The following is a 21,895-nucleotide window of genomic DNA, read 5'->3' as shown; positions in this document are numbered from 1 at the left end:
GCCGAATCAGCTTCCTTATCGTTGTGCCGGCTGCCAACGCTTCAGCAGCAAGGCGTAAGTCACCACGGAGACACTGGACAACGCCATTGCTGCGCCAGCCACCACCGGACTCAACAGACCCATCGCCGCCAGTGGAATACCGATCAGGTTGTAGATGAAGGCCCAGAACAGACTCTTCAAAATCCGCCCATAGGTGTGACGGGACAGCATCAAGGCATCCGCCACCAGCGCCGGGTCGCCGCGCATCAGGGTGATACCCGCGGTGTGCATCGCCACGTCGGTACCGGTCGACATAGCGATACCGACATCGGCCGCTGCCAGTGCCGGCGCGTCGTTGATGCCGTCGCCAACCATCGCCACAACTGCGCCGTCGACTTTCAATGCCAGCACCGCCGCCGCTTTATCGCCAGGTAGCACCTCGGCGCGCACCTCGTCGAGGCCGAGCAGCCTGGCCACGCCGGTGGCGGCTCCCAGGTTGTCGCCGCTAATCATCACGGTACGGATACCCAGCACTTTCAACCGGGCCACGGCTAACCGTGCGGAGGGCTTTAGCACATCACCAAAGGCAATCAGGCCCAACAACTGTGGCTGCCCGGATAGCTCGGCAAGCCAGGACACGGTGTTGCCGGCCTCGGCCAACGCCGCTGCGCGAACTGCGAGCGGTGACAGGTCCACACCAATCTCCCGCATCAGCTGTGAGCTACCCAGACGCAGATCGCGGCCCGCCACTGAAGCCGTCAAACCTCGTCCTGGCAAGGCCGTGACCCCGGATGCCGGTAATAACGTCAAGCCTTCTTGCTGGGCTCTGTCCAGTAGTGCTTGGGCCAGTGGGTGCTCACTGCCGGTCTGAGCTGACGCCGCTAGTTGCAGCAAGTACACACCGTTGCCATCCTTCGCTTCCAGCGCCGTTACCTGGGGTTTGCCCAGTGTCAGAGTGCCGGTCTTGTCAAAGACCACCACGCTCACCCGATGCGCAATTTCCAAGGCTTGCGCATCTTTGATCAGAATGCCGTGGCGCGCGCCGACCCCGGTACCGGCCATGATCACGGTCGGTGTGGCGAGGCCCAACGCACAGGGGCATGCGATAACCAATACCGCCACCGCGTTAATCAGCGGGCCGGCCACCTCGCCGGTCAGCCACCAGCCGATCAGCAAGGTCATCGCCGCGACCACCAACACCACCGGTACGAAGACGGCGCTGATCCGATCGACCAGGCGCTGAATCGGCGCCTTGGTCGCCTGGGCGTTTTCGACCAGTCGAATGATCCGGGACAGGGTGCTTTCCGCGCCGACCGCCGAGGTCGTGATCAGTAGCAGACCCTCGCCATTGATTGCGCCACCGGTCACCGGGTCGCCTTCACCTTTCGCCACTGGCAGACTCTCGCCAGTCAGCAGCGATTCGTCGAGATGGCTTTGCCCTTCATGCACCACGCCGTCCGCCGGTACCTGCTCGCCCGGCCGCACTACCACCAGGTCTCCGACGATCAGTGAGCTGGCTGGAACCTCATACTCCATCCCGTCACGTCGCACGCGGGCGATGTCCGGTCGTAGCGCCTGTAGCGCACGGATAGCGTCCGCAGTGTGATGCTTGGCGCGCGCTTCCAGCCACTTGCCGAGCAAGACCAGGGTAATTACTACTGCGGAAGCCTCGAAATAGAGGTGCGGGACGCCAACGCCGGAATGCATCGCCAGAAGATAGACCGACAATCCGTAGCTCGCACTGGTGCCGAGCGCCACCAACAAGTCCATATTGCCGCTGCCTACGCGCAATGCTCTCCAGCCCGCCCGATAGAAACGCGCACCCAGCCAGAACTGAACAGGCGTGACCAATAGCAGCTGCACCCAGCCTGGCAGGCTCCACCGTGCGCCCAGCAAGGCGGCGAGCATCTGTATCACCAACGGTAAGGACAGCACGGCGGCCACAGCCACCGGCCACCCGTCACGGCGACGCGGCGTACCCGTGGACACCTTGGCAGCCGGAATGCTGGCCTCGTAGCCGGCAGCTGCTGCCGCTTGCATCAACACCGACAGCGACACTACGCCGGACACGGTCCGAACCCGGGCGACCTCACTGGCCAGATTCACCGCGGCCGAGCGTACGCCCGGCACTTTCAGCAGGGCTTTTTCGACGCGCCCGACGCACGAGGCACAAGTCATGCCGTCGATGGCCAGGACCAGTTCGTCTTCTTTCACGCGGTAGCCCGCGTCTGCTACGGCCTGGAGCAGCGGCGTCAACGCTGTATTGACATCAACTTCGACGGTTGCCGTTTCGCTGACCAAGTTGACACTGGCGGCAGAAACGCCCGGCACTCGGGTCAATGCTTTTTCGACACGTGCTACACAAGAAGCACAGGTCATTCCCACTACGCCGAGCGTCCATTGCTGGACAGTATTGGATGTGGCGGTAGTGGTATGGGGGAATAGGCTGGCCATCACCCACCTCCTGAGGGACCTCTCTGCTATGAGGTTGGACCTTGCCACTGCGGCAAGGTCAAGCAGTAACGTGATTACTGGATGGGGCCGCGAAAAGAGGATTGAGGCTGGTCTCAATGGGACCATTTTTGTGTCATGGGTCGCTCTACCCATCAGTAGCGCATGACTAGACTGAGCCGGACACACAGCCTAAGGAGATGATCGGTAAATGCGGTGACCAACCGTTTTTTCAAGCTGGTTCGGGCTACAAGAACAACTCCACCGGTGGGAAATGCTCGGATCTTCCTTCAAGAATACAATCCCATCCCCAGATCCTGAGAGCCGAAGCACGATTGAAATCTTTGACAAGTTCGGCCGGTATATCGTCAAGATCAGATCTCAACTCAAACTGAGGCGTCATTGCATACTCAACGTCCATACCCATGTGCCCGTGAATCAGTCTTTGCATTACTTTGACCCGCTGGGACCATTCCAAACATTTTCCTCTTCTCTTCTCATTCTGATAGACCATTAAATTTAAATAGGCTGACGCATGAACATAGTCGCTACCAGTCATCCAAACTCTCAAATGTGGCATGACGCCAAGTGATAAAATGTGCTCAATGACCCAGTCCAAGAGCGGAAGTGCAACTTTGCGAGCCTGAAGTTCAATCCCAACCATCAAAAGTACGTTGTGTAGGGTGTGCGCTACTTTAACCGCTGTAAGGTTACGTTTCTGTTCGGTCACTTCAAGTACCAAACAAATCAGGCAGGCCAGACAATCGAGGCTCGCGCGTCGTTCAAGCTTGTCCAGCAACCGTTGTGTAATAGCTTCCCGATTTGAATAAGCAGATAATCCCGAAAACCCTGAGGAAAATATCACCGCCTGTACATCGACGCTAAGTTTCCTCATATAGCGGTCGGTATCGATATGTTTCTGATCAGTATGCAGCATAATTTCCCAGAGCGGATGTTCGAGTTCACGTGTTGAACCCGGTGCAAGCAACTCGACCCGTTTTAGGGTTTTCGACTTGGGAGTGTTTATATTTTTATGGTACCCAGACCACTTGCTTCGATAATGACGGATCGTACCGTTGCTGTTTTTCTGAAATGACTCTGCCTCGAAGTGACGCTCCAGTGCGTACGCAGAAATGAGTTTTGTACGTTGCCTTAGTCCTTCATACCAATAGCGCACGCGAAGCATTTTAATCAAGTCGCGTCCGGAGACGTTTTTTTCGCAAAAATCGTTCCGCATTTCATGTGAAAAAGCCGAGTAAATATTAAAGATCCTATCAAAATTAGACATTTACGACGGCCCCCACATAAGTCCGTACCGTAAAAAATGTAGAAGTCTTACGGCTGGAACGCAAGGCGCCCATTTATTACCATGAAGTGTGACTACACAGGACAAGCCGCGTCATGCATGAACACATCGAGCTAGAGTCTCTCGCCTCCGAATTGGAGGACGACCTTGTAGATCGCTATGGGCTGATGCTTGGAAGCACTGCACTGTGGCGGGAACTGGGTTACACGTCGCATGAGGCTTTTCGCAAGGCGAAGCAGCGCGGGCGGATTGAAGTCCCTCTTTTCGACGTGCCAAACCGGCGCGGGTCCTTTGCGTTATCCAAAGAGGTTGCAACTTGGATTGCCAGGCAGCGCTGCGCTGCACTTTTACAGCTGCCTGAAGGCATGCAAAAAGAAGCACGATGACATGCTCGATACCGTCAGCACTGAGAAAGAGAGGTAGCGATATGAGACGTGACTGAACCGAAATTCGGTGGTTCAGGAGCACAAAAAAGCCCGGGGTTGGCGCCCCAGGCTTTTTTCGGTTATGTCAGGTTTCGAATCCAAGACATCGCCATTCTGTGTTCCCCCGCGTTCGGCGTCAAGCCGGCCAAACCCCGTTCATCTACAAATTTCACACGGCGCGATTTGTGAGGCGTTCTCACGCCTGTCGCGGGGGAGAGAAGATGAGGCTATCCATAGAAACACAACGCGAGGTCTTACGTCTCGCGGCCGATGCCAAGCTGTCCAACCGAGCCATTGGCCGGTTAGCGAAGGTATCTCACAACACGGTTCGCACCATTCGCGATCAGTTGAGCCAGAGCGGTGAAACCTGGGAAGACCTCAGGTCCCTCGACAACAAGACGTTTGCCGCCCGCCTAAACAGCGACCCACGCGGGCCGATCAACAGGAAGGTGTGCCCGCAGTGGCTGGAGGTCCACGAGCAGCTACGATTGCCCGACATGACGCTGGAGCTTTTGTGGCAGGAGTTCAGGGGAAAAGAACCTGGCGGGGTCTCATACGCTCAATTCACGCGTCTTTACCGCGGCTGGCTCAACACGCAAAAAGTCAGCATGAGGCAGGTGCACCTGCCGGGTGACAAAATGTTCGTCGACTTCTGTGGGCGGACGATGCCAGTAACAGACTCCGCTACGGGTGCCGTCACCGACTCCCAGATCTTTGTAGCCACTTTAGGGGCCTCGGGGTATTTGTTCGCGACAGCGGTAGCAAGTCAAACAACTCAAGACTGGCTGCGGTGTCACGTGCGTGCCTTGGAGTTTTTCGAGGGGGTGCCACGGTTTGTAGTTCCAGACAATTTAAAGGCTGCGGTGCTCAAGACCACACGGGACCAAATTGTTCTGAACCGCGCCTATTCCGAGCTTTCGGAGCATTACGGGCTCACCATTACCCCAGCAAGACCTCGAAAGCCAAAAGATAAATCCCTGGGGGAGATAGGTGTTCAGATCGTGCAACGGTTTGTTCTTGCAAGACTGAGAGCACGTACGTTTTTCTCCCTTGAAGAACTCAATGATCAGATATCTCATTGGATTAGCGTTCTGAATGACAGGGTCACGCGGACCTATCCTAAAAGCAGACGGTTCCGTTTTCTTGAAATTGATGCGCCTGCGCTGCAACCACTTCCAGAGCGGAGCTACAACTATAGCCAATGGATTTACCAAGTCCGAGTTGGCGGCGATTATCATGTTGGATTCAATGGGCGCAGCTATTCCGTTCCGTATCACTATGCCAACCAAATGGTAGATCTGCGCGTAAACGATGAGTGGCTTGAGGTCAGCTATCAGCGACAGATAATCAGCACTCATAGAGTCGATACAAATCGAGGTGTCAGTACACTGCGCGAACATCTGGCTCCCCATCACGGCCAGTTTCAGGACTCACAGCCGGAGATGTTGTTGTCTTGGGCTGAAGGTATTGGTCTGGCAACTTTGTTTTACGTCAGAAGGAATCTTGAAGAACGACGGGATTTCGCCACCGGACTTCGGGCTGTTGTTGCATTGAGACGCGATGTACGTAAAGGACAGATTTCGCCCTCTCGATTGGAGTCAGCTTGTACTTACGCCAACTCACTCAACATTTTGAGTTCGGAGCGGCTACGTTCCATTTTGCGGAATGATTCTGACCTCCGCCCCCCTCTAAAGATATCTACGCCGCTCATTGAGCATTCAAATATCCGCGGTGCTCAGTATTACGCCACGCAAGGAGAGGAGCCGGTATGAAACCCGTTTTGAACACTGCCCAGGGGCTGCTGACGCTTGGATTGACCGGAATGGCTACAGCGTATGAGCGCCAACTCGAGGAGCCTACTCTTCTCAAGCAGCCTTTCGATATGAGACTCGGTTTGATGATGGAAGCAGAGACATGTCAACGCGAGACCAGAAAGGTCGAACGACTGCTTAAGGCGGCCAAGTTTCGCGAGTCGGAAGCCACCCTGGAGAATATCGAGTTCAAAGCCACGCGTGGCCTTGATCGCAGTACGGTCATGACGTTAGGTGAATGCGAGTGGTTGAGACGGCGACAGAACATCATCATCACCGGTGCGACCGGTACCGGGAAGACCTGGCTTGCATGTGCCTTTGGAAACCAGGCCTGCCGGCTCGGATCACACACGGTTTATCGCACGGCAACGAAGCTGTTCGAGGAGATATCCTTGTCGTACGCGGACCACACGCTCCCGAAACTGCGCCGGCAGCTGATCCGAGCTGAACTTTTGATCATTGATGACCTTGGAATCGGCGGGATCGATGCACAGCTCGGCCCCTTTCTCCTCGATGTCATTGATCAGCAGTCACAAAACGGCTCCTTGCTCATTACCAGCCAGTATCCAAAGGAGAAGTGGTACGACTTGTTCGCTGACCCAACGATAGCGGACGCGATTCTTGACCGTATCGTCCACAAATCTCACGTCATTCAACTTAAGGGCGAGTCGATGCGAAAGGTCAAAAGTCGTAAGCGGTGATATTCCTGATACCGGTGACGGCTAGATAGGAGGCATGACCGCGAGTGGCTGGGTGGTCAAAGGCAATGCAACTGGTCAAGTCGAGTGCAAACGCCTGGTCAGATACTATGCAACCGGTTGTTTTACCGAGATTAATTGCGATTATTGAGGCAACCCGCCAGAATTGACACCCTGAGTTTGGGCCTTATAGTGCGTTACCGCCCTCCTGGAGACCGTCCGGAAGCGACATCTACCAGCACCGAGTATCGCTATGCCTAACTGTAACGGCTCGCGTTTGAAATCGGCCGCGCTCGCAATCAATGCGATTCCTGGCTCAGATTAACTGCAACTGACGGAGCAGCCGGGCTCACATTAACTGCGAGTGAGCTTGCATTCAGCTGCGTCGGCTTGCATTCCATCATCGTGGGCTCACGCTTTCTGCAATTAAACAGAGCCACTTTCCAGAGGCAAAGCGAATTAGTCGTCGTGACGGGTACTGACCTTTTGTGTGCAGGGGCTATCAGGCTCGAATGCCGCCCTCTTATCCGCGCGAGACATAAAGCGTTGATAGCACTCCAGGCCACAGAAGTGCACGACCTACTTGGTACCTTCCGGCGAAAGCGCGGCGTCAAGGGAAATTTCCTTGCAACATTCGCAGCAGCTGATGGTGGGGGTGTCGTTTGCGTTCATGATGGGGTTCCTCCATCGTCCAAGAAAACCTAGTACCCCTTCCGCACCTGTGATCGAACCTGTGCGCAGATCGACCTGCGGCTGGTGGTGCAGCAAAAAATGCCAACGCTCCCAAGCCTGCCGCAACTCGGCAGCGGAGACCGCGCAGTGTCTGAGATGGTCACTGCCGCACTCGAAAGGCGCATAGTGCCGCTCTCAGGAAGAGGATGAAGAGAACCGCCAGCACGAGCGCTGCGAGTTTCCAATGTTCGCTGACGAAGGCCCCGGCCGCAGTCCCCGATAGCAGCAATGCAAGCACCGGCAAATGGCAGGGGCAAGTGAGCGCGGCGAGCACACCCCACGTGTAGGCGCGCCAGCGGGGCACCTTGATTGATTCGGATTGGTTGGTGTTACGCATGGGTGTGACCTTCGATGGCGTGATGGGTCAGCCCAGCCAACTCCGTTTTCACTGCGGCTAAAGCCGCCTGCCGTGTCGCGATTTGCCGGAGCAAACGCTCGATACACCCGATCACATCGGTACTATCGTCCGCATCGAGCGCTCGACAGAGCCGCGCCAATTCGTCGAGCCCGATACCGGACTCGAAGGCGGCACGCACGAAGCACAGCCGCGCCAGGGACCCCTCATCGAAAATGCCGTAACCGCTTTCCGTGCGCCGCACAGGGTGCAGCAAGCCGCGCAGCACATAATCTCGGGCTATATGGACACTGACGCCCGCGTCCTCGGCCAATCTGGATATGGAGTAGGCATTCATCGCCGACATTCCCGATCTTCACCGCAAACTGGGGCGCTCAGATATTTCCTTCCGGCTAGGCGCTCAGGTAGCCAGATGAGCAACGGTGCAGCACCCAGAGCCAGTAGCAGCCACAGCCTGGAGAGATGCTCGCCGTTTTGGTCAAACACATAAACCAGCAGCGCACCAACCGCGAGCAACAGGAAGTAAGGCCCCGTGATGTAGCAGTGAAGTCGGCGACAGCGCGCGGCGTTGACCAGGCAGGCGCCGCCCATCACAGCCAGCGCGGCGCTCGCTGCCAGGAACAACGCGGGGCGTCGATCCGCCAGAACAATCGCTATCGTCGCCACGACGGCAGGCAGCCCCCAGAAGCTGACCACCTGCCATGTCTTGCGTAGGCTGTCGCACCTACCGAGTTCGCCTGCCGTGTTGCTCATGCTTCAACCTCGCTCTCTCATTACCCTGCGCAGCAGGACAATTGTTTGACGTCCTTGTTAAAGGTCTGTGCGGCGAGTTTCAGCCCCTCGACCATCGTCAGGTAGGGGAACAACTGCTCAGCCAGTTCCTGCACGGTCATACGGTTGCGGATGGCGAGCACCGCGGTCTGGATCAGTTCACCCGCTTCGGCAGTCACCGCCTGCACGCCGAGCAATCGGCCGGAACCCGCTTCGGCGACCAGTTTGATGAAACCCCGCGTGTCGAAGTTGGCCAACGCGCGCGGCACGTTGTCCAGGGTCAAGGTGCGGCTGTCGGTCTCGATGCCGGCGTGGTGCGCCTCCGCTTCGCTGTAGCCCACGGTAGCGACCTGCGGATCGGTGAACACCACGGCCGGCATGACGTCGAGATTGAGCGTTGCCTCGCCGCCGGTCATGTTGATTGCCGCGCGGGTGCCAGCAGCCGCCGCCACATAGACGAACTGCGGCTGGTCGGTGCAGTCGCCGGCCGCATAGATATCCGCTGCGCTGGTGCGCATGCCCTGGTCGATCTGGATGCCACCGCGCTCGTCCAGCTTCACGCCGGCGCCGTCCAGATTCATGCCCTGGGTGTTCGGCAAGCGCCCGGTGGCAATCAGCAGTTGGTCGGCACGTAACTCACCATGGTTGGTGGTGAGTACGAACTCGCCGTTGGCGTGGGACACCTGGCTAGCCTGCGTTTGCTCCAGCACTTCGATGCCCTCCATACGGAAGGCCTCCGTCACCGCCGCACCGATGGCCGGGTCTTCGCGCAAGAACATCGCACTGCGTGCCAGGATCGTGACCTCGCTACCCAGCCGGGCGAAGGCCTGCGCCAGTTCCACCGCCACTACGGAGGCGCCGATCACGGCGAGCCGCTTAGGGATTGTGTCGCTCGCCAGCGCCTCGTCTGAGGTCCAGTACGGCGTGTCTTTCAGCCCTGGAATCGGCGGAACGGCCGCGCTTGCGCCGGTGGCAATCAGGCAGCGGTCGAAGGCTACGATGCGCTCGCCACCCTCGGCCAGTTCCACGCTGAGCGTGTGGCCGTCCTGGAAACGGGCGGTGCCGCGCAGCACGCTGATGGCCGGCATGCTCTCTAGGATGCTTTCGTATTTGGCGTGGCGCAGTTCCTCGACACGACCCTGTTGCTGGGCGAGCAACCGCTCGCGCAGGACGGTCAGGGTCGTGGTGGACAGTCCGGCGTCGAACGGGCTCTCGCGGCGCAGATGTGCCACATGCGCGGCGCGAATCATGATCTTGGAGGGCACGCAGCCAACGTTGACGCAGGTGCCGCCGATGATGCCGCGCTCGATTAGGGTGACGCGGGCACCGCCTTCCACCGCTTTGAGCGCCGCTGCCATGGCGGCGCCACCGCTGCCGATGACCGCTACGTGGAGCTTGTCTCCCTCTTTCCCGGCGCCAATGCTACCGCTCAACCAGCCCCGCGCCTTGTCGAGCAGGCCAGGACGGGGTTGTATCGTGGAGTCGTCGAACGCCGCTCGATACCCCAGAGCCTCGACGGCGGCCTGCATTTTTTCACGGCTTACACCCTCGTCGACCTTCAATTCGGCCTTCCCGGTGGCGTAGGAAACATCCGCCTGGTGCACGCCGGGGATCTTCTCCAAGGCCTCTTTCACATGCACGACACAGGATGCGCAGGTCATGCCAACGATTTGCAATTCGGTCATAGCGTTACTCCTTCAAATGGATCACTTTTCGGTATCACTGTTTCTGCGGAGTCGGACAGGAATCAGGCCCGCAACGGCGCTGAGCGGGCGACACCAGATCCCATATCGACACCCCAAACATGAGGGCCAGGCCGATATAGAGCAGCCAGCCGCTCCGCCAGCCGTAAGCCCGCATAAAAAATACCGCTGCCAGCACCAGGGTAGGACCGATCAGGCCGAGCGCAGTCCGTCGCCACTGCCGATGATTGAGCCAGCCAAGGGCATTAACGAGCAGAGCCAGTCCAGCAAACAGGGGCAGCAGCGTGGTGATGAATAGGCCTTCCCACTGGCTCAAAAAGCCCAGACCGATCGCGGCCCCCAGGCTAGCGAGGGCGGGAAAGCACATGGCGCAGCCTATTGCAGAAATCAGCACGCCGACGGACCCGGCTTTGTCAGCGATCCGTGTGAATAGATTGAAAGGATTTGCCATTGGAATGCCCGCCTACTGCTTGACGCTGGACGGGTAGCCGGCGTCCTCGGTCGCCTTGGTCAGCGCCGGGACATTGGTCTTGGCGTCGTCGAAGGTGACGATGGCCTCGCGGTCTTCATAACTCACTTCGGCCTTGGTCACGCCCTCGACCTTGGTTAGTGCCTTCTTCACCGTGATCGGGCAAGCGGCGCAGGTCATGCCCGGCACCGCCAGAGTGACAGTCTGCATGGCTGCCCAGACGGGCGTAGCGACGAGGGTGGCAAGGGCGATGGATGCGAGCAGTTTTTTCATGGCGAACTCCTGATCAGTAGAACAAGGGAAGGATGTAGGGGAAGCCGAGCGCGACCAGTACCAAGGCCGCTACCAGCCAGAACAGCAGCTTGTAGGTGGTGCGTACCTGAGGGATGGCGCAGGCCTCGCCCGGCTTACAAACTTGTTGCGGTCGAAAAATGCGCCGGTAGGCAAAAAACAGCGCGATCAACGCCCCCCCGATAAAGATCGGGCGGTAAGGTTCCAGCACGGTCAGATTGCCGATCCAGGCCCCGCTAAATCCCAGTGCGATCAATACCAACGGCCCAAGACAGCAAGTCGAGGCGAGAATCGCTGCAAGCACCCCAGCGACAAGAGGGGCGCGCCCGTTTGATGGCTCAGACATGCATTTCTCCTTTCGAGCATTTGATCGATGATTTAAGGTTAATCCCGTAGTCATGTACGGAATCAAGCGGTATGAAAAACAATTTGAAAAGCCTGACCATCGGCGCTTTCGCCAAGGCAGCCGGGGTCAACGTGGAAACCATCCGGTTCTATCAACGCAAGGAGCTGTTGCCCGAACCGGACAAGCCCTACGGCAGCATTCGCCGCTACGGCGAGGCGGATGTCTCGCGGGTGAAATTTGTAAAATCCGCGCAAAGGTTGGGCTTTAGCCTCGAAGAAGTGGCCGGGTTATTGAGGCTGGATGACGGCGCTCACTGTGATGAAGCGCGTGTGCTCGCCGAGCAGAAGCTCGAGGACGTGCGCGGCAAACTCGCAGATCTGCGACGTATCGAGTCAGTTTTGGAGCAACTGGTTCACGACTGTTGTGCGAGCCACGGGACTGTTTCCTGTCCGCTGATCGTTTCGCTGCATAGGAACAAAGAGCCGCGCTGACCTACGATCAGCAGTTCCGTAAGGCGCCCCTGTTTGTCGGCTGTAGCTTAAAAAAAAGCGGCGCTCAATGAGTGCCGCTGAATGGCCAAAGGAGCACTTGCAGAGGCCACAGATGGGTAATCTGACATTTACGCTCTCGCCTTATCAGGACAGACTCACGCTGAGTCTGGTCGCGCGGAGCGTGTAGCGGTCGCTCATGTCCTACCTTACAGGTGGACAGGCGGGCTGCTCTTCGACACGGCCAGCCGCCGTGGCCCCCAGTTGCTCAATTTTCTTGGCGGTTTCCGCCACCAAGGCCGCCTCAGCCTTGTCGTGCATAGCGGCGATTCGCTCGATTGAACGGTCGCTCCCGTTCTCGGCCCATAGGGTGGATGACAGCAGAGTCGAACCCACTATCAGTAGCAGTCTTAGGTATTTCATAACAGCCTCCTCTCGGGTTTTCTATCCACGAGTCGACTCTATCTCCGTAGTTAAGTACGGAATCAAGCAGAGGATAGAGTTGGAGTACCTGTACTATTGCGCTGAGAGGAGATGGCAGGGCTTAAGTGCACTTTCTGTTCCGTTGCTCCTCAGCCCCCAGACCCAGATCGGCAACCCCGCAGCCAGCATCTTGTCCCGCAGCTCAGCGGCGCGCGCCGGATCGAGCGCGTTGCTAAACAGCGCCTTGATCTCATTGGGTCTGGCGTCGAACTGATCTACCAGATCCTTGATGCGGTAACCGTGGCGCGTCAGGGTCGGTTCCAGATCATCCAGTTGACGCGACAGCACTGATTCCACCAGCTCCGCCGAGACGGGTTTCCGAGCTGCTCGCTCAAGTTACTGATCTCGTTGGGCGCGGAGGACTTCTACTCTCGGCAAAGTGGAGTCGTCCGGGTGGGCCGCGTGGTCACGGGGACAAAGCAGGCATTGATATCGAAATCGAACGCATTTTGCGGCACGAACTACTCAGTCTGCTCGCCTGCGATTTCTGGGGTGAAGAGACGGGGTATACCCTCACAGGACATGCATGGTGCTGGGTTGTAGACCCTAACGATGGCACAAGTGATTTCCTGAAGGGCCTGAAGGGATCAGCCATCTCGGTTGGACTTCTGCATAACACCGTCCCTGTGCTGGGGGTCGTCTATGCACCCGTGACTCCCGAGGGCAATCCTGATTCCGTTGGTTGGGCAGAGGGCATGCCCTATCTGATTCGCAATGGTCGTTCTGCGTACGCGTATCTCGCAGATGAAGAGCTATCGAGCGAGAGCACTGTAATGGTCAGCACCGCAGCTGTGGACAAGCCGGAACTCAATCGAGAGCTGTGTGCTCCAGGACGCTTCCATGCAATGCCCTCCATCGCCTACCGGTTGGCAAAAGTTGCTGCGGGAGACGGAATTTTCGGCATTTCTCTTTACGCGGTTTCGGCTCATGACGTTGTGGCCGGACATGCTCTATTGAGAGGGGCAGGAGGTGTTTTATTAGATGAAAATGGAGACGCCATACGCTACGTGACAGAAGCGAAAATGGGGACTGTCGGCTGTTTCGCAACGCTGCTTCGGTGGATCACCTTCAGCGTGCCGAGAATTGCTGACCCATGACTGGGATCGAATCTTCACCGATCTCTAGTACTTCAGTTCGCAAACCCGAGAGGGAACTATCAGAATGGATCAGGCCCCGGCTCCACACCTGTAAACGTAATCTCGAATGGTTCACCATCGCGTTGCCATGCAAGTTGGTAGATCAGCCATTGGTATGGCTCCCTCGCGGCGATCCGCCACAAGCAACAGGGTCCATCCTGCCCTCAGCAATCGATTGGCGTTTTCCTCGCTACGGGTGCTGATCAATCTTTTCGTCTGGTCGATGCCCACGATAAATTATCCTTCATCGGCCATGGTCAGGAAGATCGATTTGAAGGTCTCTGCGTTGGCTTTTTCAGTTGATGCCAGCCTGCGTTCTTCAGCCAACGTAATGGCGCCCAATACAACCCCAGCTTACTCTAGCGGCTTTCATGAACTCCCCCACCGAACGAGTTCGATTCCCCATCGGTCATTGCGCGATCCTCAGATATGCCCACTGATCTCAGATTACGCCGAGACAAATTCCTGTGCCAGTCCGCTCATCCACGGTTGGCAGATCCGTTCAGCTACTCGTGGTCAGGTCGGATGCAAACGCCTGGTCAAATGGAATGCAAATAGGTGGTCAACAGCGATGCAAACAGGTGGTCAAGTGAATGCAATTACACACTATGCATCGTATGGGTTTGCGACAGTGATAAGACTGCCGTTGACCGACCGTATGGCCGCCTCTCGCATGGAAAAGGAATGGCAGTCACTTTTTGATGAGCGTGCCCCGCTTAATCTCTTTCTACCTAAGCTCACCAAGCTCGTATTTGAAAAAATTGATGCGGACGGCACTACTTCGCGTCGTGTGTTAACGCGTCGTCGGTACCCTCTGAATCGCCCTCTGAAAATTGACAATCTTGAGATAGAAGAAATCGTTGTCGACGATCGCTCGTACTTGTTCATCAGCCGCGTCGTTGATCCGCCGCGGTTTTTGAGAGCAGTGGACGCTGCTGTCGAACAACGTCATAAGGTAGAGAGGTGGCGAAATTGGGCAGGCGCGCCCACGGTCAGCATCGCGATCCCCCTAGGGTTCGAGGTTCCGGAAGGTCGCTACTATGCTTTTTTGCCAATGGAAACCCCCTGTCCTTTTAACGGTCATTTGGATGCTCCGTTTTTCCCAGATCCAGATCGCAAGGGCTTAAGTCTGGACAACGCCCTTAATCAAGAATTGGTCAAGGTTGCAGCAGAGATGTGCATTGACCTTATATATGGTGTAGCTGCTGCCAATATCAATCTAGTCTCATACGTGCACGCCGCTGTGGATGCCATCACATGGGGCCCCGCAGACCATGTCTTGGCTGCATTTCGGGCTAAAGGGCTGGCGTACAAAACTCTCCCACTTCCAACGATGAGTCCACCTGGCAGTGATGCAAGATGGGCAACCCTTGACCATGTTTTTGACTGGCAAGACGACCAATACAAATCACTGCGTGCGACTTGGATTGCGAAGGTTACAGGCGCATTTCTGCTGCGACGCAAGCTGGGAGCCAGGCGAGTTATCGCCTTACGCAGCCTTGCTGATGATGTGGGGCTTCCGCTGGAGCCGGAGAACGACCGCCTCGCAAAGTGGGTACCGTTGCTCGCTGCCGACCTTGAACGCCAACGCAAAGCTACAGCCGCGAATTGGGAGGATTTCTATACCGACCTGAGCGTACGCAAGGACATCCTTGAGCAGCTTCGAGGCAAACTCATTTTTAGAAACGAAGCTCGCAAACTCGTGCGAGCCGAAGGCGCTAAATCCGTAGCGGGCGAACCGGTTCAGTTTTTCATCAATGCCGACCCTGGGCGTGTCACCAAGAAGAAAAAACGCCTGGATGACGCCGGTGTTTTTCCTCCAAGCTGCATAACCAAGGGGCTCGAGTTCGCCGACCCGACGCTTGCCTGGTCTGCGGATGTGGTCACGGCGTTTGTTAACGCAGGACTTGCTTCCGAGTTTCGCCTCATCAACTTGGTTTCAAGATTGGGAACACTCCTCGGAACTCGCCCTCGCACACGCGACGCTTTGTCAGTCCTTACCTGGGCCTTCAGAACATGGAAGCAAAATCGCACCCCGGACTTCGACGAGGCCCTTCAGACCGCGGGACTCTGGGTTCCCTTGGCCAGCGGCGGAATTGGCAAAGCGAGCCTTGCTTATTTCTCAGCGGGATGGCGCGACACGCTCGGTAATTTGCTCACTGACCTCTGTAAAGAGGCGAGCCACGACAAGCAGATTGCCGGAATCGCGAAGATGATGCTTCCTGATTGGAACGAATGGAAAACCGGTCCGGGGGAAAGCGCTCAAGACTGGCGGGACTTTCTGAAAATTGCCGGCGTACGGGACGGCCTTCCTTGGAACCGAGGCGCCGTTGTACGCATGTACTCACCAGACTGGCGAAGCTTGAGATATGGGTATTTACCAACACAGAATTTCGAGCTGGAGCTGGGAATTTGCTGGCGCAAAGCCGTTGGTTTTTCACGCGACCTCGGCTATCAAAGCGGTATCTACGTTCTAAATGGCGTTCCCTACCTATACGGCCAAGCGAGCTACGACACAATGAACGGCGCGGCCCGCTTAGCTTACGGGCGGCTAGTTATCCACGCGCTCACAAAGATTTCCGCCGAAGCTATGGTGACAACACTCTCCCGCAGCGGTGCCCGTTACGACCACATTCACTGGCCTAGCGCCATCGCCGCATTTCTGAAGTCGACTGCTTGGATTCCTGCGTCGGCGGGCGACGATTTCGAAGGGTTAACTTTAGATCAATGCTGGTTAGGCGGCAGGAGTGACATACCTCGTTTCGTACCGCGGCCGGAGCGCATGGTACGAGAGCTGATAGAAAGCAACCGCTACCTTCAAGAGATGTTGTCCGGCAAATTGAATGTACCCGCTTGGTCGGACCCAAAAAGTGCACCCCGACGCATTGCCGCACTTGGCGAGCTACTGGAGCGCGGTATATCAGAGGCCTTTCTTGATGACTTTCGAAAAGCCTATCGCGAAGCATGGACAGAGTACGCTCAGCTCGACTTGCGCCCGGCTCTGCCACCGACACTCGTAATCCCTAAAGACACTATTGATGGTTTGACGGCCGTGACGCTTCACAAAAGCGCTCCACTCGTTGAAACGATCTACATTGACGATGGTTCGCGGCCCACTTTTCAACAAATTCTGGCTTCTTTTGGTCGCATCACCATTGATGTGGGCGGTACAGCGACTGCAAGCTGTATCAGAGCGCTAGCAACGTATCTGGGTTGTAAGGCCCAGCCAATTCATGAGGACTCGATATCCGTCACCACAGACGGCGTTCCTTTCTTTCCGAGTGCAGCGGATGAGCTGCTCGTAAGCAAAGATTGTGAATGGATCGCCGACCTCGCTGTACTGGTGCTGGAAGTGAGCTCAAATCTAAGCAACCAGAACACCCTTCGAGCTCGGCAGGCGCTGGGAGGGGCTATCCGTCGAGTACGGCTGCGTTTTGTCCGAGAAATCACGGTCTCGATAGATGGAAGCTCAAGCACTCTGCCAGAGGAGCTTGACGGCATACTTCCGGTTGCCAATGAAGAATATCCAACAGTCCTATGTGAGGGGCAGTTTTTGAATTGGTCTACCCTGTCCATGATCGCGTCGGCCGTGCCCGCGGCGATAGGCAGACCGGGATTAACGGACGCTTTTCGCCTGACATTTTCTGCGTTTGGAAACGAGATGTCGCGGGACGGTCACGAGCTGAAAGCACCCTCGGATTTGCAACTCGCTCGAGCACTTGGACGACCCGTCTCTCGGATCACCGAGCTGAGGCGATCGCTTCGTGCGACCACGCCGCGTTTATTGGAGTATTTGATCCCGTCCGTCCACGCCATGGGGCATACCGACCTGGCTGCAATATTGATCGAGCGGACCGACGAATTCAGAGATGATTCCGACGTGATGGCCGTTATTTCTGGTTACGGTATACCCTCCGACCAAGCCGAAAGAATCGTCAGCGCCTGCCGAGACGCCGACACACTTAGCGGCCTACGGCATGAGCTAGGGCTTGAGTTCAACGTACTGAACGCGAGCCTAGTTGCGCTGGGTCGGTCTCCGCTGGAGTTCAAGAAAAGGTTAACGGAGCGTTTCTCCTCCCGCGTTGAGCATCGGCGTGCTGAAGTTGAGCGAGCCGTACGGGATGCGTACACCCAAACCATTGAAGCAGACGGAGCCCTTCAGGCCTATCGCGAAGCAGTCGCTTTGAAATGGCTCCACCTGCCAGATGATTGGGTGGAACGATTCGATGATATTGATACACAGCAGGTAGATGAGGAAATCGATAGGCAGGTAACACTCCGCCTTGGTGCAGGCCCTTTTCCCAATGGCAGTCCCATCGACGGCGTCCGCCAGCACAACCGCCAACTACTCACGCGGATTGCGGAACATTTGCAACGTTTGGTAAGAGCTTGGGCGAAGTGCAATTCGACGCCACTTGATGAACTCTGGTTGCAAGGACCTGAACGCCTGATTCGAGCTGCACTGTCATCCGGTACGCTTGACTTCGAGTCCCTCAACGAGAGATACGTCCCCTCCGCACTTCACCGAGCGAGCCTCTGGCCAAATCAAATGCCGGAAAGCCTGGACACTGTTGCGCTTGGTCTTTCCGATAGTGATCTGGCATTCGAAGCATCAGAGGAGCGTGAACGCGAAACGCGCAGACAGAAAGAACGTCGTAGTCTGCAGTTTGGGGAATTAGAAATCGATGGTGGTGCTCAGGGTTGGCATGATGCAGTTGCGCAAGCCATGCAACAGACGCTTGCGAGTGGAGGATTCAAAACGCGGTCCGGTCCTGCGGCATTGCAAGTCTTTGGCCCTCGAACTGCCCCTAGACCGACTAAGCGCGGCACAAGCAATCGAGGTGATGATCCACAGTATTTGAGTCAAGAACAACGCGACCTCATCGGTTTCGCCGGGGAGCTCGCCGCCTACCAATATTTACGCAATAAACATCGAAATATGCGGCCCGAATACTGGGTATCTTCGATGGGCCGCAGGTATCTAGGGCTTCCGCCAGAAAGTGATCAAGGATTCGACTTCAAAGTATCGGACGCGAAAGGCTTCATTCATTACGAGGTTAAGGCGCATGTCGCAGATCCAGGACACATCGACTTAGAGCGCTCTCAGGTAACTGCGGCGGTAACGATGCGCCATGACGGAACCAACCGCTGGCGTATTCTCTATGTCGCGAACGTACGAGGTCCTAACGTCGCAGTTTATGAGCTGCCTAATCCATACTCCCTAGGTGCAAGTCGGCTATTCCGGGAAAGTCATCAGCAGGGTGTCCGTTTCACTGTCATGCGTGAATAGCAATTGCCCGTCAGCAGCAGGAATTTCTCTTCCAGGGCCCTCTGGATCGAAACCAGCGTCAACGCGGTGTAAGGTGGCATTGAATGCCCCGGTGCAGTCTCCCAATAGCTCACATAACGGACGTCCTCCACCTCGCTGCCGCTCAACCCCAGACCGCCATACCATCGGGCCTCAATAGCCCGGCGTCGACAAGATAGCGTTTGAGTATGAGCAACGACGGCATGCACTCGGGCTGTGCGAGAAACTCATTGCCCAGCGCGGACGTGTACAGGCGCAGCCAATTGCGGGCAGGCACCCTTGGCAAGAATGCGGCCAAACCAGCGAAATTATCGCTGGAAAACACCAGACGCAGCGTACGCAGGATCGGCTGGTAATCCGGCGCGGAAAGCAGCGCAGCGAGGGTGTCGTCGAGCAGGTGGGTAATCACGACTTTATTCAGCCGCTCCTCGACCTTGGCGTCCGCGAGCGCCACCCGTGGGTCAATTGCCACCGGGTAAATCGACTGAAACGACTTCGCGCCACTGAGCATGGACTCGTAGAGCACCTTGTCCGCCGTCGAACCGGTTACCAATACATCGTCGCCAAAGATCACATGCACCCCACTCCAGCGGTAGAAGTTCTCTGCGGGGATGACATGGTCCTGGACCAGGTTGACGCGTTCACGTTCTTCGGTGCTCAAGCTGGCGTAGTTCTCACAAGGCGGCGCGATCCGTGGAAGCTTGACGTTGATGATCGTGGGCAAATGCATATGAGCCAGTTTGACATTGATCTCGCTGACCACGATCTCATAGAGCACGTTCGCCGTGGACGGCACGTTGCGCCAGCCGGTGGTCATCAACACCACGTTGTCACCACTGGCCTTGGCGCTGAGAAACAGCCGGGCCCAATGGGAGTAGGGGTCGGCCAATTGCGTGCACCAGTAGTCAATGACCAACCAGGCCAGGTGGCGAATATCCTCAATGCTTCCATACTTGGCGCGGCTGTAGATCGCCACCAGCGCCGAGGCATCCGCCCCGGTCGTCATGTCGCGGAACGAGCCCGCGCCATCCTGCGTCAGGCAGTGCAAAGCATGACCGCCAAGTACCGAGACATAGCGGGGCATGCTGATCAGCCCGCGGGCCAGCAGGTCGGCAGCGAAAGCGCGAAAACCTCGTTTCGCATCCTCGAAGCGGGTCGATGCCAGCGCCTGTTCAAACTGATCCAACTGGGTTTCTACGGGAGCGCTGGCGATCTCACGCCAGCAGGTCGGGAGCGGTGCTTCGGTCATCATGTTCACGGTTGAATCAATCCATCGGAAATAGCCACGGTCGCAGTCAAGGTTCCCAGGGGGACATCGACTCGGCGGCGGCTCTCGTAGTAGCAAATGCTCTGTAAGCCAAGCGGTTGCAGGCTCTGGAGTAGTTCACGGATGCCAGCACCGGCATCTCGCGGGTCATGGGTATCAGAGCCGACGGTGAACGCCGCCTGGTGCTCGATCAGGTGAGGCAACAGGGCGCGCGACGGATAGGACCAGCGCCCATGCACCTCACGCCCCGATGCGTTGTCCAGGCTCGATTTGCGGATGCCCGAAGCGTTTAGCTCATACGCCACGCCGTTGCGCGCAAACAGCGGCAGTAAAGGCTCGAAATGGCGCAGTACGACCTCTTCGTCGACACCGCGCAACAGGGTGTCCGCATGCCCCACGGCATCAAACAGGCCGCTCCTCAGCAGTGCTTCCAGGTCCGCGAAATAACGATCCAGGAAGTTTTGGGCAGCCAGGCGCGGCAGCTCCCACACCTTTACCATTGGTTCGCCGGGCACTTCGACGTAGTGAATGGAGCCAATCACAAAGTCCAGTTCGTGGCGCGCCAGCAAGGCCCGGTTATAGATATCGGAGCCCGGCATATAGTCGAACTCAAGGCCACGCAAGATCTTGATTTCACCCCGGTACGCCGCCTGCGCCCGCTGGATATCGGCAAAGTAACTGTCGAGTTCGGACTCCAGCAGACGGTTATCGGAGTCCACCGGAAAAGGTGCGTGGTCGGTGATGGTCAATACCCTCACACCGGCTTTGATTGAAGCCCGGACAAGTTCGTCGACCGTGCCAATGGCATGTTTGGAATAGAAGGTATGGCTGTGGGAGTCGATCATGGGCACACCATCTGTTCAAGCAGGCCATCATGGTTCGCCAACTCCTTGACCAGCCAGTAAGGGTTGTTCGCTTTCGCCATAATCGCCTGCACCAACTCGCGGTCATCAAACCGTGCCAGCAGGTCGGTCAGCGGCTGGGTATACAGCGCCCGGGCCAAAGGGGTTTCACTGATATGGCTGGCCAGGTGCTCCCAGCGTACGTGATCAAAATGGATGTTGCCCAGACGCTGATTCTCGATACCGTAGAGATATAAATCACCGTTGGGCTTTACCGTCAGGTCCATGCCATTGGCAAGCGGCGGTTTGTTAAGGCTGCCAAAGGTAAAGCGCTTTTTGACCTTGATCTCGATGGCCTGGATGTAGTCGAGCAGATCCAGATAGCCTTCGGGTGTGCCTGGCGCGGGATGGACGAGGTTTTTGTAGTCGATGCCGAATAATTCGCCGTCCACCTTCAACACATCCTCCAGCGCATTGCAGGGTTCAATGGTTGCGTGAATACCCCAGCGCGCCAATTCGGCGACCAGAAAGTCACGGGTGAATACCCGGTCCGTGTCGATGGAGCGAAACGAAAAGCTCAAGCCCCCCGGACGCCGCGTGCGCAGGTAATCCAGACTCAGCCCATGGGCGCGCCATTTGACTTTCTCGATGTGGTGACTGTCGGCGCTCAAGCGGATGTTGCAGGTGTCGCCGTGGCTCAACACGATCTGGTCGGTGGTGTCATAAAAATCGAGCATTTTGTCATGGGGAAAGAACCCGCTGGTGATGAACTCGAACGCCTTCCCACCATTAGAAAGGTGCAGGATTTCGTGGAATACCTTGATGTTATTGAGCGGCTCGCCTTCCCCGCTGATAGAGATGCGCTTGACCTGCGGGGCATTGATTAGGGCCGCTAGGTTCTCCCGGGCGAGCGTCGAAAGCTCCATGCCGATGCCGGTCTTGTGCTTGTCGGCATACATGCAGAATGCACAGCCGATTCCGCATATCTGGGTGATGTCGATGTAAAGGAGATGACCTTGCAGATCCATGCCTGA

18 protein-coding genes and 3 pseudogenes are annotated in these 21,895 nt (G+C 56.9%); 6 read left to right on the top strand and 15 right to left on the bottom strand.

Annotated features, from left to right (window positions below):
• Positions 1-15: 15 nt before the first annotated feature.
• Positions 16-2,433: a heavy metal translocating P-type ATPase gene (locus tag PSH76_RS09400; protein ID WP_199918334.1), complete on the bottom strand. Its 2,418-nt coding sequence runs from the start codon at positions 2,431-2,433 to the stop codon at positions 16-18.
• A 244-nt stretch (positions 2,434-2,677) separates the two neighbouring features.
• Positions 2,678-3,718, bottom strand: a complete 1,041-nt coding sequence (locus PSH76_RS09395) for a hypothetical protein (RefSeq protein WP_199918335.1) — start codon at positions 3,716-3,718, stop codon at positions 2,678-2,680.
• Positions 3,719-3,831: 113 nt separating this feature from the next.
• On the opposite strand from PSH76_RS09395, the gene PSH76_RS09390 reads away from it, so the two are divergent.
• From PSH76_RS09390 to istB, 3 genes are all read left to right on the top strand, one after another.
• Positions 3,832-4,122, top strand: coding sequence for a hypothetical protein (locus PSH76_RS09390; protein WP_199918336.1), 291 nt, complete (start codon positions 3,832-3,834; stop codon positions 4,120-4,122).
• 260 nt (positions 4,123-4,382) lie between these two features.
• On the top strand, positions 4,383-5,933 hold the full coding sequence (istA, locus tag PSH76_RS09385) for an IS21 family transposase (RefSeq protein WP_199918337.1): 1,551 nt from the start codon (positions 4,383-4,385) through the stop codon (positions 5,931-5,933).
• Positions 5,930-6,673 (top strand): IS21-like element helper ATPase IstB, encoded by a 744-nt coding sequence (gene istB, locus PSH76_RS09380; protein ID WP_199918338.1) that lies wholly within the window; start codon positions 5,930-5,932, stop codon positions 6,671-6,673. Before istA ends, istB begins: the two co-directional genes overlap by 4 nt.
• Positions 6,674-7,129: 456 nt before the next feature.
• On the opposite strand, the pseudogene PSH76_RS09375 reads toward istB, so the two are convergent.
• From PSH76_RS09375 to merT, 8 genes and pseudogenes are all read right to left on the bottom strand, one after another.
• Positions 7,130-7,342, bottom strand: a pseudogene (locus PSH76_RS09375) (DUF3330 domain-containing protein).
• 160 nt (positions 7,343-7,502) lie between these two features.
• A complete protein-coding gene (gene merE / locus PSH76_RS09370) occupies positions 7,503-7,739 on the bottom strand; it encodes a broad-spectrum mercury transporter MerE (protein WP_199918341.1) in 237 nt (78 codons plus the stop codon).
• Positions 7,732-8,094, bottom strand: a complete 363-nt coding sequence (gene merD / locus PSH76_RS09365) for a mercuric resistance transcriptional repressor MerD (protein WP_199918342.1) — start codon at positions 8,092-8,094, stop codon at positions 7,732-7,734. Before merD ends, merE begins: the two co-directional genes overlap by 8 nt.
• Entirely contained in the window at positions 8,091-8,510 is a 420-nt protein-coding gene (locus PSH76_RS09360) for a hypothetical protein (protein ID WP_199918343.1), read from the bottom strand. The genes merD and PSH76_RS09360 overlap by 4 nt, the downstream gene beginning before the upstream one ends.
• Before the next feature lie 20 nt (positions 8,511-8,530).
• Positions 8,531-10,213, bottom strand: coding sequence for a mercury(II) reductase (gene merA, locus PSH76_RS09355; protein ID WP_199918344.1), 1,683 nt, complete (start codon positions 10,211-10,213; stop codon positions 8,531-8,533).
• Between the two features lie 34 nt (positions 10,214-10,247).
• Positions 10,248-10,682: an organomercurial transporter MerC gene (merC, locus tag PSH76_RS09350; RefSeq protein ID WP_199918345.1), complete on the bottom strand. Its 435-nt coding sequence runs from the start codon at positions 10,680-10,682 to the stop codon at positions 10,248-10,250.
• 12 nt (positions 10,683-10,694) lie between these two features.
• Entirely contained in the window at positions 10,695-10,973 is a 279-nt protein-coding gene (gene merP, locus PSH76_RS09345; protein WP_199918346.1) for a mercury resistance system periplasmic binding protein MerP, read from the bottom strand.
• A 13-nt stretch (positions 10,974-10,986) separates the two neighbouring features.
• A complete protein-coding gene (merT, locus tag PSH76_RS09340; protein WP_199918347.1) occupies positions 10,987-11,337 on the bottom strand; it encodes a mercuric ion transporter MerT in 351 nt (116 codons plus the stop codon).
• A gap of 71 nt (positions 11,338-11,408) precedes the next feature.
• On the opposite strand from merT, the gene merR reads away from it, so the two are divergent.
• Positions 11,409-11,828 carry an Hg(II)-responsive transcriptional regulator gene (gene merR, locus PSH76_RS09335; protein WP_199918348.1) on the top strand — a complete coding sequence of 140 codons (420 nt, stop codon included), beginning with the start codon at positions 11,409-11,411 and terminating at the stop codon, positions 11,826-11,828.
• Between the two features lie 201 nt (positions 11,829-12,029).
• Here the strand turns inward: merR and PSH76_RS09330 are convergent, their stop codons facing one another.
• Both PSH76_RS09330 and PSH76_RS09325 read right to left on the bottom strand, forming a co-directional pair.
• Entirely contained in the window at positions 12,030-12,248 is a 219-nt protein-coding gene (locus tag PSH76_RS09330; protein ID WP_305493945.1) for a co-regulatory protein PtrA N-terminal domain-containing protein, read from the bottom strand.
• Between the two features lie 165 nt (positions 12,249-12,413).
• A pseudogene (locus PSH76_RS09325) lies at positions 12,414-12,626 on the bottom strand (phosphoribulokinase); the annotation flags it as partial.
• Positions 12,627-12,631: 5 nt separating this feature from the next.
• On the opposite strand from PSH76_RS09325, the pseudogene PSH76_RS09320 reads away from it, so the two are divergent.
• Both PSH76_RS09320 and PSH76_RS09315 read left to right on the top strand, forming a co-directional pair.
• Positions 12,632-13,433 (top strand): annotated as a pseudogene (locus PSH76_RS09320) (inositol monophosphatase).
• Between the two features lie 78 nt (positions 13,434-13,511).
• The gene (locus PSH76_RS09315; protein WP_305493944.1) at positions 13,512-18,734 is read left to right on the top strand and encodes a hypothetical protein; all 5,223 of its coding nucleotides are present in this window, start codon (positions 13,512-13,514) and stop codon (positions 18,732-18,734) included.
• Between the two features lie 142 nt (positions 18,735-18,876).
• On the opposite strand, the gene PSH76_RS09310 is transcribed toward PSH76_RS09315, so the two are convergent.
• The 3 genes from PSH76_RS09310 to PSH76_RS09300 are packed head-to-tail and all read right to left on the bottom strand — an operon-like array spanning position 18,877 to position 21,889.
• Positions 18,877-20,001: a hypothetical protein gene (locus tag PSH76_RS09310; protein WP_305494447.1), complete on the bottom strand. Its 1,125-nt coding sequence runs from the start codon at positions 19,999-20,001 to the stop codon at positions 18,877-18,879.
• 5 nt (positions 20,002-20,006) lie between these two features.
• Positions 20,007-20,864 (bottom strand): histidinol-phosphatase, encoded by an 858-nt coding sequence (locus PSH76_RS09305; RefSeq protein ID WP_016978910.1) that lies wholly within the window; start codon positions 20,862-20,864, stop codon positions 20,007-20,009.
• Positions 20,861-21,889, bottom strand: coding sequence for a radical SAM protein (locus PSH76_RS09300; protein WP_305493943.1), 1,029 nt, complete (start codon positions 21,887-21,889; stop codon positions 20,861-20,863). The genes PSH76_RS09305 and PSH76_RS09300 overlap by 4 nt, the downstream gene beginning before the upstream one ends.
• Positions 21,890-21,895: the final 6 nt, after the last annotated feature.

Origin of the sequence: Pseudomonas sp. FP215 (genome assembly GCF_030687795.1) — a bacterium.
In the GTDB taxonomy this organism is placed as follows: domain Bacteria; phylum Pseudomonadota; class Gammaproteobacteria; order Pseudomonadales; family Pseudomonadaceae; genus Aquipseudomonas; species Aquipseudomonas salmasensis.
The sequence above is the reverse complement of the archived record's forward strand: the minus strand, read 5'-3'. Positions and strand labels throughout refer to the sequence as shown.